At 32.7% G+C, this 15,074-nt stretch carries 18 protein-coding genes; 4 read left to right on the top strand and 14 right to left on the bottom strand.

Annotated features, from left to right (window positions below):
- Positions 1-2: 2 nt before the first annotated feature.
- The 4 genes from NSED_RS04585 to bioA all read right to left on the bottom strand — a co-directional run bounded on the left by NSED_RS04585 (position 3) and on the right by bioA (position 4,416).
- Positions 3-734 (bottom strand): cytochrome c biogenesis CcdA family protein, encoded by a 732-nt coding sequence (locus NSED_RS04585; RefSeq protein WP_014965082.1) that lies wholly within the window; start codon positions 732-734, stop codon positions 3-5.
- Between the two features lie 197 nt (positions 735-931).
- Positions 932-2,074, bottom strand: coding sequence for an aminotransferase class I/II-fold pyridoxal phosphate-dependent enzyme (locus tag NSED_RS04590; RefSeq protein WP_014965083.1), 1,143 nt, complete (start codon positions 2,072-2,074; stop codon positions 932-934).
- Entirely contained in the window at positions 2,049-3,026 is a 978-nt protein-coding gene (bioB, locus tag NSED_RS04595; protein WP_014965084.1) for a biotin synthase BioB, read from the bottom strand. Before bioB ends, NSED_RS04590 begins: the two co-directional genes overlap by 26 nt.
- Positions 3,027-3,099: 73 nt before the next feature.
- Positions 3,100-4,416, bottom strand: a complete 1,317-nt coding sequence (gene bioA, locus NSED_RS04600; protein ID WP_026090130.1) for an adenosylmethionine--8-amino-7-oxononanoate transaminase — start codon at positions 4,414-4,416, stop codon at positions 3,100-3,102.
- A gap of 73 nt (positions 4,417-4,489) precedes the next feature.
- On the opposite strand from bioA, the gene bioD reads away from it, so the two are divergent.
- Positions 4,490-5,173, top strand: a complete 684-nt coding sequence (gene bioD, locus NSED_RS04605) for a dethiobiotin synthase (RefSeq protein WP_014965086.1) — start codon at positions 4,490-4,492, stop codon at positions 5,171-5,173.
- Positions 5,174-5,456: 283 nt separating this feature from the next.
- Here the strand turns inward: bioD and NSED_RS04610 are convergent, their stop codons facing one another.
- The 8 genes from NSED_RS04610 to NSED_RS04635 form a co-directional block, all read right to left on the bottom strand.
- A complete protein-coding gene (locus tag NSED_RS04610) occupies positions 5,457-6,005 on the bottom strand; it encodes a hypothetical protein (protein WP_014965087.1) in 549 nt (182 codons plus the stop codon).
- A complete protein-coding gene (locus tag NSED_RS04615; protein ID WP_014965088.1) occupies positions 6,005-7,399 on the bottom strand; it encodes a hydroxymethylglutaryl-CoA synthase family protein in 1,395 nt (464 codons plus the stop codon). Before NSED_RS04615 ends, NSED_RS04610 begins: the two co-directional genes overlap by 1 nt.
- A 111-nt stretch (positions 7,400-7,510) precedes the next feature.
- Positions 7,511-8,215: a DsbA family protein gene (locus NSED_RS04620; protein ID WP_014965089.1), complete on the bottom strand. Its 705-nt coding sequence runs from the start codon at positions 8,213-8,215 to the stop codon at positions 7,511-7,513.
- 169 nt (positions 8,216-8,384) lie between these two features.
- Complete coding sequence (locus NSED_RS10270) at positions 8,385-8,525, bottom strand: hypothetical protein (RefSeq protein WP_202802528.1); 141 nt, start codon at positions 8,523-8,525, stop codon at positions 8,385-8,387.
- Positions 8,479-9,585, bottom strand: coding sequence for a hypothetical protein (locus NSED_RS04625; RefSeq protein WP_014965090.1), 1,107 nt, complete (start codon positions 9,583-9,585; stop codon positions 8,479-8,481). Before NSED_RS04625 ends, NSED_RS10270 begins: the two co-directional genes overlap by 47 nt.
- 364 nt (positions 9,586-9,949) lie before the next feature.
- The gene (locus NSED_RS10955; protein ID WP_016940358.1) at positions 9,950-10,075 is read right to left on the bottom strand and encodes a hypothetical protein; all 126 of its coding nucleotides are present in this window, start codon (positions 10,073-10,075) and stop codon (positions 9,950-9,952) included.
- Between the two features lie 52 nt (positions 10,076-10,127).
- Complete coding sequence (locus NSED_RS04630) at positions 10,128-10,439, bottom strand: hypothetical protein (RefSeq protein WP_014965091.1); 312 nt, start codon at positions 10,437-10,439, stop codon at positions 10,128-10,130.
- 50 nt (positions 10,440-10,489) lie between these two features.
- The gene (locus tag NSED_RS04635) at positions 10,490-10,678 is read right to left on the bottom strand and encodes a hypothetical protein (RefSeq protein WP_014965092.1); all 189 of its coding nucleotides are present in this window, start codon (positions 10,676-10,678) and stop codon (positions 10,490-10,492) included.
- A gap of 79 nt (positions 10,679-10,757) precedes the next feature.
- On the opposite strand from NSED_RS04635, the gene NSED_RS10735 reads away from it, so the two are divergent.
- Entirely contained in the window at positions 10,758-11,306 is a 549-nt protein-coding gene (locus tag NSED_RS10735) for a type II glyceraldehyde-3-phosphate dehydrogenase (RefSeq protein ID WP_232212414.1), read from the top strand.
- 14 nt (positions 11,307-11,320) lie between these two features.
- Positions 11,321-11,803, top strand: a complete 483-nt coding sequence (locus NSED_RS10740) for a hypothetical protein (RefSeq protein WP_232212413.1) — start codon at positions 11,321-11,323, stop codon at positions 11,801-11,803.
- A gap of 1 nt (position 11,804) precedes the next feature.
- Here the strand turns inward: NSED_RS10740 and NSED_RS04645 are convergent, their stop codons facing one another.
- Together NSED_RS04645 and thrC are read right to left on the bottom strand one after the other, a co-directional pair.
- Positions 11,805-13,058, bottom strand: coding sequence for a hemolysin family protein (locus NSED_RS04645; RefSeq protein ID WP_014965093.1), 1,254 nt, complete (start codon positions 13,056-13,058; stop codon positions 11,805-11,807).
- A gap of 135 nt (positions 13,059-13,193) precedes the next feature.
- Positions 13,194-14,531, bottom strand: coding sequence for a threonine synthase (thrC, locus tag NSED_RS04650; protein ID WP_014965094.1), 1,338 nt, complete (start codon positions 14,529-14,531; stop codon positions 13,194-13,196).
- A gap of 105 nt (positions 14,532-14,636) precedes the next feature.
- On the opposite strand from thrC, the gene NSED_RS04655 reads away from it, so the two are divergent.
- Entirely contained in the window at positions 14,637-15,011 is a 375-nt protein-coding gene (locus NSED_RS04655) for a hypothetical protein (protein WP_014965095.1), read from the top strand.
- Positions 15,012-15,074 lie beyond the last annotated feature (63 nt).

Consider the following 15,074-nt stretch of genomic DNA (forward strand, 5'->3'; position numbering starts at 1 on the left):
AATCACCCTACTAACACCAATTCGTTAAGAAGTGGAAAATTTGCAATATATGCAAGTTGATTCGTAAACACTAAAACCCCTAAAATAATTATGAATGATCCTAAAACTATGTTGTAATATTTTAGATGTTTGGACATTGAACGAATTACTCTTGTTGCTCTTGAGAAAAAAATACCCATTAGAAGAAATGGGATACCTAATCCCAATGAATATGATAGTAGCAAGCTAAATGAAACAGAAGGAGTTGTTGCCGCCAAAGTCAGAATTGTACCCAATATTGGACCTACACATGGTGTCCATCCTACTGCAAACGCTAAACCAAATACAAACGACATTGGATAACTTGACTTTGAATTTTTTGGAAAGAATTTTTTTTCTACATTTAATGAACGAATTTTTGTAGACAACAACAAAAATACTCCAAATGCTACAATGATGACTCCACCTATCATGTTAAGGGATTCAACAAATTCGCCGGCAGTGTTTGAAAGAACACTGTTGATTATTACACCTAATATTGAAAATATGATTGAAAATCCTAAAACAAAAAATATTGTATTTAGAATTATGTTTGCTCTTTTAATCGAAAGAACTGTGCCGTTTTTTGAACCCAATTCCGTTACAGTTGTTCCGGATATGTATGCAAGAAATGCTGGAATCATTGGTAAAATACATGGAGCAATAAAAGAACTAAGACCTGCAAGTAATGCAATCAAAATTGTGACTTCTGCCATACTGTAGCATTTCTATTTTTCCTTTAAAGGATTCTTCCAAATCTTTTCCTTATGCTAATTCAATCCCTTTTTAACTGGGATATCTCTATTTTGAACATGAATAAGAGATTCATCATTGTTGGAATTGTTTTAGGTGTTATAGTAGCACTTGCTGTGATAATTGGCTCTCCCGCAATTGGTGGCTTTGATGCTATGCGTTAGCTGTGGAATTTACTATATGCCTTTTCAAAAATATTTAGAGTTTTTTCAATTTCCCTGCCTGACAACCATGCAGTAACTGAAATTCTTAATCTGGCCTTGTTCTTTGGAACTGTGGGGAATCGGATTGGCTGTGCATATACCCCATTATCGAACAAAAATTTACCAAAGTCCATAGCTGTTTTTTCGTTTCCAATTATGATGGGAATTATTTGTGAATGAGAGTTTATTTCATATCCTATTTCTTTAAGACCTTTTATGATCTGCTTTGTATTTTTTTCTAGTTTTTTCTTTTGTCTTTCTCTGTCAGATTCAAATCTTTTAAATGAATACTCTACCAAAAAGGAAGGCAATGCTGATGTGTAGATAAACGATTTTGATTTATTGATACACAAATCAACAACATTACTCTGAGATGCAATGTATCCTCCAAATGATCCTAGCCCTTTACTCAAACTGCTAACGTACAAATCTACTTTTTTTGATACATTGAAGTATTCTGGAGTTCCTTTTCCGTCATTACCGATGACAAAATCCCCATGAGCATCATCAACAATTGTTATTGCATCTGATTTCTCTGAAATTTCAGTGATTTGTTTTAATGATGATAAATCTCCATCCATACTGAAAATCCCTTCAGTAATAATGAACTTGTTTCTTCCTTTTTGTTTTAATTTTTTATTCATATCTGTCATATCATTATGTTTGTAAATTGACACTTTGGCATCTGATAATTTACATGACTCAATTATGCTTGCATGATTTAGTTCATCACTGAGAATTAAATCCCCCTTCTTTGCAATAGCTGAAATTGCTCCTAAATTTGCCATGTACCCTGTTGGATAAATTAGACTACTTTGCTGTGATTTGTGCTTTGCAAGTACATCTTCTAATTTCTTATAGGATTCATCGTTTCCTGATACTAATCTTGAACTTGATTGAAGTTGCTTGATTTGAATTTTTGTGACAGGAATCCCTAGATAATCGTTTGAACATAAGTTAAGAAGTTGGCTGTTGTTGATAGTTATTTTTGAGCCTTTGGAAATTCCATATCTCATTTCTCGATAAAGGTTTTTTTCTTTTAGAATTTCTAATTCAGAATCTACAAAATTTAGTTTATGCTTGGAGGCCAATTTTTTCAATCATTTCTCGGTCTTTTGCAGCCTCATTTCCTCCCATGGTCAAGTACCCTGCAGTAATAATTCCGTTTGCCCCACTCTGAAGCAATTCTTCTCCAGAATCATCAAGATTTGTTTCACGACCGCCAGAAATTTTGATAACTGATTCAGGTAATAGGAATCTAATTACCGAAAACATTCTGACGATTTCGGAATTTGGCAAGTCTGCTTGCAATTCCAACGGAGTTCCTGGAACTGGTACTAGAATGTTAATTGTCACTTCCTCTGGATACAGTCTTGCCAGCTCCAATGTTAGCTCTAGTCTCTGTTCTCTTGTTTCCCCAAGACCTATGATTCCGCCAGTACATAACTCCAGGCCTGCATCACGTGCAATTCCTAGAGTCTTTAATCTATCTTCATATGTGTGAGTAGTGCATATTTCAGAAAACTTTGATTTTGCTGTCTCTAAATTATGGTTGTATCTTTTTACTTTGAGTTCTTTTAGTTTTTTTGCTTGATCTTTGGTTAAAAATCCTAAACTGCACTCTACACTAATACCAACTTTGTCATTAATCTCTGTGATAATTTTACAAACCTTTTGAAAATCTCTAGTAGATGGCTCTCTCCATGCTGCTACAAGACAGTATGATTCTGCACCTTCTTCTTTAGCTTTTTTTGCCTTGCTTACTACCTCTTCTGGTGTTGGTAATTGATATGACTCAATTCCTGTATCAAAAAATGCTGACTGTCCACAAAATGTACAATCCTCGCTGCATGCATTTTTTTTAATATTGTTTAATTGTTCAACATCCACTTTGTCCCCATTGAAATCTCTAGTAATCTCATTAGCACATCTTGCCAAATCTTTAAGATTTTCTTCAGGTATGTTTAGTAATTTTTTTGCCTCCTCAGATGATATGTGATTTCCTGAAAATACTTTCTCTTGACATTCTTTAATGAATTCTAAAGCACTCATAATTTTATTGAAATAATTCTATTTTATAACATTAGTGGAATGGTTAACCCTAAACCTGTATGGGGGTTAACAGTCAAGATACCTTTGATTTAGCAGATTTGATGGTAAGAATCGTCCTTTTTAGGAGTAATTCTAACTCAGATTCTGATATTGCCAGCGGAGGAACAAGCATTACTATGTTCCCTAATGTTCTAAGATAGATTCCGTTCTTTTTTCCTTCATCAAAAAATATTTTGTTAATTGATTTTTTTGGTGAAATTGGAGTTTTTCTTTTTTTATCCTTGACTAGTTCAATTCCCATCAGCATTCCTTTGTGTCTGATATCTCCTACGATATCTATTTCTGAAATTTCATCATAGAATTTTTCAAACACTTTAGATATCTTTTGAATTTTTTTAATCAAGTTATTTTTCTTGTACATTTTGAGATTCTCATTTGCTACTGCCGCCGCAATTGGATTTCCAGTGTACGTATGTCCGTGGAATAGATGCTTCCAATCATTAAATTCTCCCAAAAATGAATCATAAATTTTCTTATTTGTTAAAGTTGCAGCCATTGTCAGATATCCGCCAGTTAACATTTTTCCATATGCAACAATATCTGGAATGCTTTTTTGTTCTTCATATTGTACCATTGATCCTAGTCTGCCAAATCCAGTTGCTATCTCGTCCAATACAAATAACACATCATGTTTTTTACATAGTTGACTTATCTTTTTCTGAAATCCTTTAGGATAAATTATGACTCCCCCTGCAACTTGTGCACCACTCTCCATTACAAATGCTGCAATGTTGTCTTTTTTAGAAAACCCTTTTTCAATTTTATCTAAACATTGATTTTGGTAGTCTGCTAAGGTAAATCCATTTGGCATTTTGTATTTGTTTGGAACTGTAAATTGTATCGTTGAAAATAATTGTTTTTTAAATTTACCAAAAAATTCTGGAACATATCCTACAGACATTGCTCCAAATGTATCTCCATGATATCCATTTTCAATTGTAGCAATTTCTGTTTTCTTTTTGTTACCAATATTTTTCCAATACTGTAATGCTATTTTGATTGCAATTTCCATTGCAGATGAACCATTATCTGAATAAAACACCTTGTGCATTCCTGGTGAAATCTTTACAAGACTATCTGCAAGTTCTTCTGCAGGCTCAGTTGTTAGGTTAAACTGTGATGAATGTTGGAGTTTTTTGCTTTGTTGATTAATGGCTTTGATTAGTTGTGGGTTTGAATGTCCCCATACGTTACACCACATGGATGCAACGGCATCCATCATTTTATGACCTTTTGAATCTGTTAACCACACTCCTTTGGCTTTTACAATTTTATCAAAAGAATCCCATTCTTTCATCTGAGTATTTGGATGCCAGACGGAACTTTTCAACGGATTTTGTATAGTTTCAGATCTTAATAATTAACCGATGAATTAATCAATGAATAATTATGAATAGTCTTTGTTGAAATCTCTCTTTATAGCAGGAACGGATACTGATGTTGGAAAAACATACATCACTGCAGGACTTGCAGTTGTACTTCGAAAAATGGATATAGATGTTGGCATAATGAAGCCATTTGCAGCAGGTTCTGCACAAAAAAAAGGCTACAAATCCGAAGACGTTGAAATTCTATCCCGTGCTGCACATGCATGTGATCCTGAAAATTTAGTAAATCCTCAATTCTTTCCAATTCCGGCATCTCCATACACAGCATGGAAAAAACTGAAAACAAAACCCAAAGTTTCTACCATTCTGTCTAGTTTTGAAAAATTAACAAAACTTCATGACATAATTCTAGTGGAGGGAATGGGTGGAATCATGACTCCTATTCTCAAAGACTATTACATTACGAATTTAATTAAAGAAATGAAAATTCCAACAATAATTGTAACTAGAAGTAAAGTTGGAACAGTCAATCATACTATAATGACAGTAAAGATGTGTGAAAAATACAAAATTCCAATCAAAGGAATTATCATTAATGATTTTGATAGTGGTTATCCTATCAAAGACTTGACTAAAGACTTGCAAAATCTTACTGGAGTTAAGGTGTTGGGTTCAATCCCATTTATCAAAGATATGAGTGATCAATCTCTAAATAGAATTTTCAAAAAGAATATTGATTTTAAGACTGTGTTAAAATAATTTTCTACCTTTGGAATCGATACAATCTACTGATATATTCAATATTTTTCTATACTAATATGCCTTTTTCATTTATGATAATACCTAGTTATGAAAATTCGAAGTTGTTAAATATTTAACACACATTATAAAGTCATGTCTCAAGAAAGTAAATGCCCATATTGTGAGTCTGTCTTTGAAGACAAAGAAAAAATGTCTCAACATATTGATAAAATTCACAATAATAATTTGACATAAATTGTCTAATTACTATTGAATGTCCATAGTGCCCTAATCTGGTACTTTATACTCGTAAAATTTTGAATTTATTTGAACCCCCGACATTGCTAAATTTTGCAATCTCAAAGATTATTTTGGAAAATGAATTATTTTCTTTTTTCAGTACAAATGATTTTTTTTGTGTTTGAATATTTTCTGATAACACTAGCCAAATGTTGTCTGTTTCTGGTTGGATTTTTTCCAAATCTATGATTTTTTTATTAATTATTGTAGCATCTGATGATTTCGGTATGCAAATTAACAATGTTTTTTTTGGATCTTTTTCCAATGTTTTGATATCTGGAATTACAATGTCTATCTCATTTTCATTATATTCTATCTTTCTTTGACTATTGATCAAGGCGTTTGTAAGTAGATAATGTAATAGTCCTGTAGCTAAAACTCCTACTGCTTCGTCTTTTTCTCCTATGGAGATTACTTTATCATAACAGTTTGTTGTGATCTCTTGAATGATCTCATCGAATTTTTTTTCAATAATTAATTTGGGAATTGTTTCTGAATTTTCGATATATTCAAACAAATAATCTTTGATTGGGTTTGACTCTTCGTCCATTATTCATTGTAAATGTAACGTCTTTCGCCTCTGGACTCTTTTTCAGTATCTATATGTACTAAAACAAATTCCTTCTTTGAATGAACCATTGATTCTTCTGGGGTTAGTTTGTTTTCGTGTAATTCTTCATATTCGTCCCATGTCAATCGCTTTCTTTCACCTATCTCTGCTTCTAAATTCATATCCTTTACCATTTCTTTGTAAGATGGTTGGATAACACCGCTGAACACCATCGCACTACTACCACTCCCATAAGATCCAAATCCTACTCTTTTTCCTTCCAAATCAATTCCTTTTTGATATTCAAATTCCAAACTGCTTCTAAATCCTAAGTAAAGTGATGCCGTGTACAAATTACCAATCATACTTGATGCAATAAGTGAACTAGATAGTTTGGATTCATAAACTTCTTGGTATGCCTGAGTCTTTGTAAACAATTTTGTAAATTCATGATCTTTTGCCATAAATTCTTCATCTCCTAACACAGATTCAATTGTACCACGTGGATCTTTTGGTCTAGGTTCTTCAATCCCTATTTCTTGTAATATTTTCTTCCAACGTGGAAGCTGTCTCCATTCATGTCTGACTAAATATGCTAAAGCTTTCTTACCCATGTTGCTGTATGGCAAGTGCATGTTGATGTAATCCATATGATCGAGAATTGTTTCACCAGGTTCAATTTTGATTAATCCTGACGAAATTACTTTTTTCTTGTATGCTTCCAGTGCTTTCCTGACTTGAATCATGTATAGTAAATTAGAATATTGCCCATGAACAATGGGTGTTTCTTTTCCAAAAGGTCTGTAAAAGTCATATTCGTCTTTAATTGATGTGGATGTTACTTTAGGATCAAATGCTAATAATCTTGGGTCATCATTCAATAACATGACTACTGCGCCTGCACCTTGAGTCATTTCTCCACTAGACCCCATGTCGTATTTTGCAATATCTGAAACTACCACAAGTGCATGTTTTCCTTCTGCTTCCCCTGCCCTAATCCAATTTGTATTATCATAAAGTGCATAAGAACCACTTACGCAAGCAAATTTAGTTTCCACTCCCCCACAATGTTCAAATGCTCCCTGACCGTAAACTTGTTCTAACATGCCAATAACATATGAGTTCATTGCCTTTGATTCATCAAATGCTGATTCTGTTGAAACATACAACCTGCCGATATCTTCTGGTGAAAGTTTATTTTTTTGCATAATTCGCAAACATGCATTTGCTGCAAGACATGCAGGGTCTTGATTTGCATCTACGATTGCCATTTGAGAAACTCCTAGACCCTTTTGCAATTTTACTGGGTCTAATCCTCTGTTTTTTGCAAAATCAGCTGCATCGATATACAATCTGGGAATGTATATTGCAATATCGTCTATACCTGCTGCCATAAGCTTGGCTCCGAGTTTGTACATTTAAGGATATTGGGTAAATTCTAAATAACTAGGAAGGAAATTTCCATACTTTTTTTGACAATTCATGAATAAATTGATCGCAACAGACTATTTTTTCAATTCGTTTTCAAAAACTTTTTCAAATGTTTCAAAAGGTTGAGCTCCAAACAATCTTGTAGTTTTTCCATCTGGCCCAATCACAAAAAATGCGGGGGTTCCAGTCAATTCTAAACTCCTTGCATCTTCATTACTTGCAAGTATTATCTGGGAATGTGTTCCATTTATCATACATTCAGACCACACATTCATGTCCAACCCTATATCCTGTGCAAATCTTCCAAGATTCTCAGATGATGCCCATCCGTTATTTTCACCAGTCCAATTTGAATACAAAATATCATGGTATTCCCAAAACAACCCTTGATCATTGGCACAATGAGCTCCATGAGATGCATTTACCGAATCTGGACCAATAATGTTGTAATCTTTGAATATCATTTTGACTTTTCCTGTTTCAACATAATTTTTCAAAATATTCTCTTCAGTTGAATGAAAGAAAACATTACAAAAATGGCATTGATAATCACCAAATTCAATTAATGTAACTGGGGCATTTGGATTTCCAAGTATTGGTGAGCCATTGTCTATGAATGTGTTAATTGTAATTTTTGCAGGTCCTGCTTGCTGAATAATAGGTGTGGGTTCTATTACAAGTTCCTTTTGATTAGATATGCTATCAAATCCTAGAAATGCAATGATTATTGCTATGGATGCAATTATAGCTCCTATGGCAAGAGAGGGTCCATGAATCAATATTTCTAAAAGTTTTTTTGATACATTTAGTCTTTTGTTCTAAGGTCCATGATGATCAATTTGTCCACCTGTTTGTATCGTCAGGTTTCCACAAATAAATAAAATAAAAAATATGTTATCGAAATATGGAGATTGGTACCGTGTATTTCAGACGGTTATTAGGGATAAACTAGTTTTTTCCTTTTTTGTCATTACTTGGTTTGTCATTACTTGGTTTGTCATTACTTGGTTTGTCATTACTTGGTTTGTCATTACTTGGTTTGTCATTCGGATTTAGATTTGTCTGAATTATGATTGCTTTTCTTTTCACGAGCATCTTTTCTTTGCTTCTCTCTTTCTTTTTCAAGATCATCATCGTCTTCTTCTGAAATTTCTTCTACGTCTTCAAGAGATTCTGTCAATATTATATCGAATATTGGCTCAATAACATTAATCGGATCTAATTTTTCTATAAACTCTGAACTCTGCTTTGATTCAAATTCCGAAATAACCTCTTCTGTATCCCTTAATGATGAGATGATGTCTTCTTCGCTAATCTGATCAGTAATTTCTCCAAATCCTATTTCATTTGAACTAAATTGAATTGATTCTATATTGACTATATTCCCATTATTTTTCAGTGAAAATATTTGCTCTTGTTTGTTCTGTTTTTCTCTTTTCTCTAGAATTTGTTCTATCTTTGTCTTAATTATTTTTAATTTTTCTTTAGTTCCATCATCATGTGTTTGGGTTATCACTCTGTCAATTGCAGGCATTGCAATTTCCCATTTTTTCGAATCAATAATTTCTTTGATTGCTAACTTATGGTGCATTTTTTCAACTTTATTTCCATTTGCATTTGTTGCAAGTTTTATGCCGATTTTGTTTACTAGTGTTTGATAATCTTTCTTGGCTTTTGTTTCTTTAACTGCGGTTTCAATTAATTTACTTTCTGTCTTTTTGGCATTTTGTTGTGATTCAATAACTTCAAAAATTGATTTATTTTTAAATACTTCTGAAACAAGTTTCTTTTCTTGTATTGTTAACCCATTCTCTTTTTGATATTCTTTAATGTTATTTTGGTATTTTTCAAATACTTTTGCATAGTTTTTTGAAAGATAGACGTACATTTCATTATTAACATCATTTTCATTGTTAATGTCTAATAGTGTATTTTTTACTTCATTAATTTTAAATGAAATTTTACTCATCATTAATTCATTAAATTCTGCATCGATGTTGTTCAAATCAGATAGTTTTTTGTCCACTTGAATCATCTTTTCTATGATTGCACTGTGTTCCATTGCGGATGCATTTTGGGTACCATATGTTGATGCTGCCATAATGGAACCTAATATCAGGGCAAATGCTATAGCTTGTAAATATTTCATTTTACAATACTATTACACACCTGTTTCCCATATTCAAGATGGAAAAACTATGTTTTACCTAGATCCATTCAGGTATAATTTTCCATGTGTTGTTGTTTTTTTGGAATCGAAAATTGGCTAATTTTTTATCCGTAATGGAACCTATCATAATGAAAAAAATTCCAAATAGGATCAATCAAATTTCTCAGCCTGGACTCGCATTGTTTTAAAATTAAGGAAAAGCCTAGCCACAATTACCAAAATTCAATGTTTAAAGGGTGACAAACACTATGATGAATGCGATTGTTACAATAGCAATAGATATTTTCATGAATGAAGACATGTTAATGCACTAACTGTTACAATTATAATGATTTTTGTATGTCTATATCTTTGGCAAGTTACCTGTTTTATCTAAATTAGATTTGCATACTTTACAATAAAGTCTAACTTCTTTTGATGGAAACTCTGAACCACAATTTTTACAAATAAAGAATTTTTCATCATCCATAAATAATTTGAAATTGTGATGAACTTAAGAGTATTGTTTAATTTTAGTATTATTATCTGCCAGGCCTTTTAAATTCTGGTTTTATTATGCAGTTTGAAACAGAGGATTTTTGAAATTTTTTACCAGATGATCTATTTTTTGATTTTTCTGAATCCTGTTTTTTATCAACTTTAAAAATTCTTTTATCTATTTGCTCATCAGTTATTTTATCTGAATATATGATGTTTGTTGGAGAAATCTTTTTTGATTTCTTTTTGTTTTTTGATTTTTCAGGTTCATTAGGGTTTTTTTGTGTCCATTTGATGTTTTTTGTATCTGCTGAGGATGACTTTTCTTTATTATAGTCTCCTAATGATTTTACCATGACTGATTACAGTAGATAATCAACTTAAGGGTGTTGACCAAATTTTGAATTTATTTCCTCTTTTCATCAACTTTGTTTTTGATTGATTGCATACAGTCATGACAAATTATGGATTTGTTGGACATTTTTTGTATTTGTTCATCATTTTGAAATTCTGAATCGTATGTAGCTGCTATTACTGTTTTGTTATGCCATACTTCAAAATCTTTTTTCTTCTTTGAACATACAAAACAATTCATATTTTTTTCTGAAATTGTGCAAAAATAAGCGTGTTTATTCTAAACTAATCTAAATAAATGGGTTCATAATATCAATTTTATGAAGCGTGTATTTGTTAATGGATATGGCTCCATTGGCAGTAGAATAGTTTCTTTTCTAAAAGATGATCCAGAAATCACAGTTGTTGGAGTTGGAAAGTATTCTCCAGATGAAAAAGTTGAAGAGGCAATATCTAAAGGACTTGATGTTTATGTTCCAGAATCAAAATTCGATGCTTTCTCAAATTATAAAATTTCAGGTTCTATTGAATCTGCATTAGATAAATCAGATTTAGTAATAGATGCTGCTCCTGGAGGACAAGGTTATAAAAATAAAAAAAATCTCTATGAACCAAAAAACATACCTGCAATTTATCAAGGAGGTGAGTCCACCATGGGTTCAGAAGCAGTATCAGATTTGTTGTTTAATTCTAGAGCAAATTATGATCAAGCTTTAGGAAAATATCATGTAATGCAGGGAAGTTGTAATGTTACAGGTATGGGAAGAATTCTTGAACCACTTCGTGACAAATTCGATGATCAATTAGTTAGATTTGATGTAACACTTGTCAGACGATGGGCAGATATTGAACAAACAGAAAAAAAATAACTGATACAATTGAGATGACTGAGAAACCTCATCATGGTGATGATGTTAAACTGTATTTTGGAAAAGATGCTCCCCTATACGTCCGTGCAATCAAAGTTCCAACTAGACAAATGCATTTGCATATTATGGACATTAGATTCAATGATGTTGCCCCCAAACCCTCTGAAATTCATGACATATTTACAAATGAATTTGGAGTTGCAACTTTGTGGACTGCAAAGGGAACAAAGGATATCCGAGATTTTGCTCAGAACATGGGCTTCAATTTTACTGATACTAACATGATACACATTCATGCAAACATGACCGCATCTATTGGAGATACTGTACAAATGATGTATTCTGATGACCAAACAGGTATCGTGATTCCTGAAAATCATATGTTAATGCAAGCAATGCTGTTTGGAAAATCCTATTCTGAAGCATTTGCACATACGGAATCTATTTTTCACATGAAAGAGAAAAAAGAAAAATTACAAAAGCATTTTGCAAAATAATTTACTTTTTAATTCGTTCAATTCTTATTTTCACTGGTAGGTTCTTTACGACTTTCTCAACAACTATTCTTAGTTTTTCTAATTCTAATTTATCTCCTTCTTGAGGGATGTCTTGTAATTTTTCATGTAACAACCCATTTAGCGTACTATAATCATCCCCTTCTGGTAATTCTGATTTAAAAATTTCATTAATTTCTTCAATTTCAATATCGCCTGTTGTAATAATCGTATCTTTATCTATTGAATGATACTTGATGGATTGAGGAGAGTCTGTTTCGTCTTCAATGTCTCCAAGAATCTCTTCGATAAGATCTTCTAATGTTACTAATCCCTCAACTCCTCCATGCTCATCTATCACGATTGCCATGTGTGTTTTTCTACCTTTCATTTCTCTTAGTAATGAAGTAACCCTTTTTTCTTGAGATACAAAAACAGGGGTTCTCGAAATTTGCTCTAATGTCTTCATCCGGTTATCTGATTCAAGCTCTCTGAGCACATCTCTTACATGAATAAATCCTACTATGTCGTCATGTGTTTCATCATAAATTGGAATTCTAGAATGTGAGTTTTGATTAATTATTGGAAGTGCCTCAAACAACAACATCTTAGCCGGAAGTGTTTGCATTTTTATTCTTGGAGTCATTACTGCACGAATTACGGTATCATCAAATTCTAATGCTCTGTGTAATAGATCTCGTTCTTGGCTTTCTAATGCTTCATCTCTATGTCCTTGATCAATAATCCCCCTGATTTCATTTTCAGTTAATGCTGGTGGATAATAATCACTTCCAGTTATTTTGATCATTACACGGGTGATCCTCTCCAATATCCACACTATCGGGTAAGTAGCATAACTGAACATTAGTAGAATACCACTTGAACGAAGTGCAACTTTAGTTGCATTAGCATTACAATATGTTTTGGGAGTTACTTCTCCAAAAATTATTATCAAAAAGGTCATAATTCCAATGGCAATTCCAAGCCCATTATCACCAAATAGTTTAATTGCAACTACCGTAGCTAACGCAGATGAACCAATATTCACTAGGTTGTTGCCCAGGTTTACTGCTGACATCATCCAACCTGGATTTGATTTGAGTTTTTGAAGTGCTTTAGCTCCACGTCTTTTCTCTTTTACTAGTTGTTCTACAGTGGCTTGACTTGTACCAACCAATGAAACTTCTAATCCACTAAAAAAACCAGATAGCCCAATTAACGATGCTAATGCAGTAAGCTCTAACCACAATTCTACCAAGCTACTACCCTCACAAACCTCTTAGAAACACATCTACTCATTTAGTTATTTTGCACCATCTTTTGGTTGTATTTGTTTTATAAAACATGGATTTAACTCTTAAGATGTAAAAATTTCCCGAGCTCAAAAACAAGGCTAATTTTTAGGTGGAATTGCAAATCTGTTCTCAGGATTCCTATGATAGTCTACTGGGATCATGGCGTCTTTTTGTCTACCTGTCAGAATCCCTACGACTACATCGTCTTTTTTAATGACGTCTGCTTCGATTAATTTCTTAATTCCTACTACTGATGCTCCTGATGCCATCTCACAATCAAATCCATTTAGACCTACTACTGACATACCGTCTAACATTTCAGAATCTGAAACTGTAGTTACAACACCATTTGTAAATTCCAATGCCCGTAAACCTTTCAAAATATTTGCAGGCCTTCCAATTTGTATTGCGGTTGCCTTAGTTTTTGGTTTTAGTCCTTCTTTATCCAAATGATCATAGTATCTAGTAATTAGTTCAGTATTTGGGTTTCCTTTATTCCATCTTAGTTCTTCCCCTTCAAATTTACCATTATACAAATCAGATAACGTACTTGCACCTTCTGAATTAACTACTGCAATTCTTGGAATTTTTTTAATCCATCCCCATTCATATAATTCCATTAATGCTTTACCGCAACTGGATGTGTTTCCTAATGCCCCTCCTGGATAAACGATCCAATCAGGAACTTCCCAATGTAAATATTCTAATGCTCTAAACGGTATTGTTTTTTGTCCTTCAATTCTAAATGGGTTAATAGAGTTTACAGTATATCCATCATGATTTTGTGCATCCTCTAGAGATTGTTTTAATGCATCATCAAAATTTCCATCAACTTCTACGATTTGTGCTCCAAATTGATATGCTTGACTAAGTTTTCCTGGAGCTATTTGCCCTGCAGGAATATACACATCACAATTCATTCCCTCATTTGCCGCAAACATTCCTGCTGATGCAGATGTATTTCCTGTAGATGCACAAACAATTTTCTTTGCACCAATCATTTTTGCATGAGTTACAGCTGTTGCCATACCATTATCTTTGAACGAACCACTTGGATTGTATCCTTCAGGTTGTAACCATAAATTATTATTTGAAATCCCCACAAATTCTGCAGCTTTTGACATGTGATATGGTTTTGATTGTCTGCCTTCTGCTCCATCAAGAGATACAAGATATTTTGAACATTCTTCCATATCTTCTGTATTTATTTGACAAAAATTTAGCAAGTCTCTAAATCTCCAAACCCCACTTTCATTGAAAATACTACCTTCATAATCCCTTCTTTTGTAAAAAACTTCTTTGAGTGATGATGGGGGTTTGTTTTTGTATTTTACATCTAACATGTGCCCTTTCTCACATTGAACATTTGCGTTTTCAATTGGATACTCTAAACCACACTGTGGATCAATACATTTGAGATAAGCATCACCTTGCATCGTAATTACAGATTATCAGTGATAATTTAAAGGAAATCCTGTAAAAATTGTTCTAGTTAAGCTATTTTTGCTAAACTTTAGATTGGATATATCTTAACTGAAATTATGGTCTCTTATAGTGAACATTTGAAGAAAATCCTTTCACAAACGGTAGAATCATACTATTTTCTCAAGGAACTTCAAGACAAACCCGGGGATCTTGAAAATATCAAGAAAGAAATGCTAAAAATTAATGGATTCATAAAAGTAGCCACAAATAATATTGATGAATACAAGATCCCATTATCTGATTTCAAAAAATTAAAATCCAAATTAAATCACTATTTGGAAAATTATTTCTTTGAAAAAGAGATTGAAACTATGGCTCCTTTATACTCTGATGATGTTTATCGAATAAAAAATATGAGATTTATAATAATTGAAGCACTAGAAGACAACAAGATGATTGAAAGCATGGAGGCTTTAATAGAGCAATTATGACTGATGGAAAAAAATGTATTATTTGTGGATGTCGTGATCATAAAATTTTTGGATGTAATAGAC

Origin of the sequence: Candidatus Nitrosopumilus sediminis, assembly GCF_000299395.1 — an archaeon.
GTDB classification, from domain to species: Archaea; Thermoproteota; Nitrososphaeria; order Nitrososphaerales; family Nitrosopumilaceae; genus Nitrosopumilus; species Nitrosopumilus sediminis.

Bases quoted from the DNA above. Each gene is read 5' to 3' on its own strand.
- NSED_RS04585 (WP_014965082.1), bottom strand. From the start codon at position 734: ATGGCAGAAGTCACAATTTTGATTGCATTACTTGCAGGTCTTAGTTCT.
- bioB (WP_014965084.1), bottom strand. From the start codon at position 3,026: ATGAGTGCTTTAGAATTCATTAAAGAATGTCAAGAGAAAGTATTTTCA.
- NSED_RS04610 (WP_014965087.1), bottom strand. From the start codon at position 6,005: ATGGACGAAGAGTCAAACCCAATCAAAGATTATTTGTTTGAATATATC.
- NSED_RS04615 (WP_014965088.1), bottom strand. From the start codon at position 7,399: ATGGCAGCAGGTATAGACGATATTGCAATATACATTCCCAGATTGTAT.
- NSED_RS04625 (WP_014965090.1), bottom strand. From the start codon at position 9,585: ATGAAATATTTACAAGCTATAGCATTTGCCCTGATATTAGGTTCCATT.
- NSED_RS10955 (WP_016940358.1), bottom strand. From the start codon at position 10,075: ATGGATGATGAAAAATTCTTTATTTGTAAAAATTGTGGTTCAGAGTTT.
- NSED_RS04630 (WP_014965091.1), bottom strand. From the start codon at position 10,439: ATGGTAAAATCATTAGGAGACTATAATAAAGAAAAGTCATCCTCAGCA.
- NSED_RS04635 (WP_014965092.1), bottom strand. From the start codon at position 10,678: ATGAATTGTTTTGTATGTTCAAAGAAGAAAAAAGATTTTGAAGTATGG.
- NSED_RS10735 (WP_232212414.1), top strand. From the start codon at position 10,758: ATGAAGCGTGTATTTGTTAATGGATATGGCTCCATTGGCAGTAGAATA.
- NSED_RS10740 (WP_232212413.1), top strand. From the start codon at position 11,321: ATGACTGAGAAACCTCATCATGGTGATGATGTTAAACTGTATTTTGGA.
- thrC (WP_014965094.1), bottom strand. From the start codon at position 14,531: ATGCAAGGTGATGCTTATCTCAAATGTATTGATCCACAGTGTGGTTTA.
- NSED_RS04655 (WP_014965095.1), top strand. From the start codon at position 14,637: ATGGTCTCTTATAGTGAACATTTGAAGAAAATCCTTTCACAAACGGTA.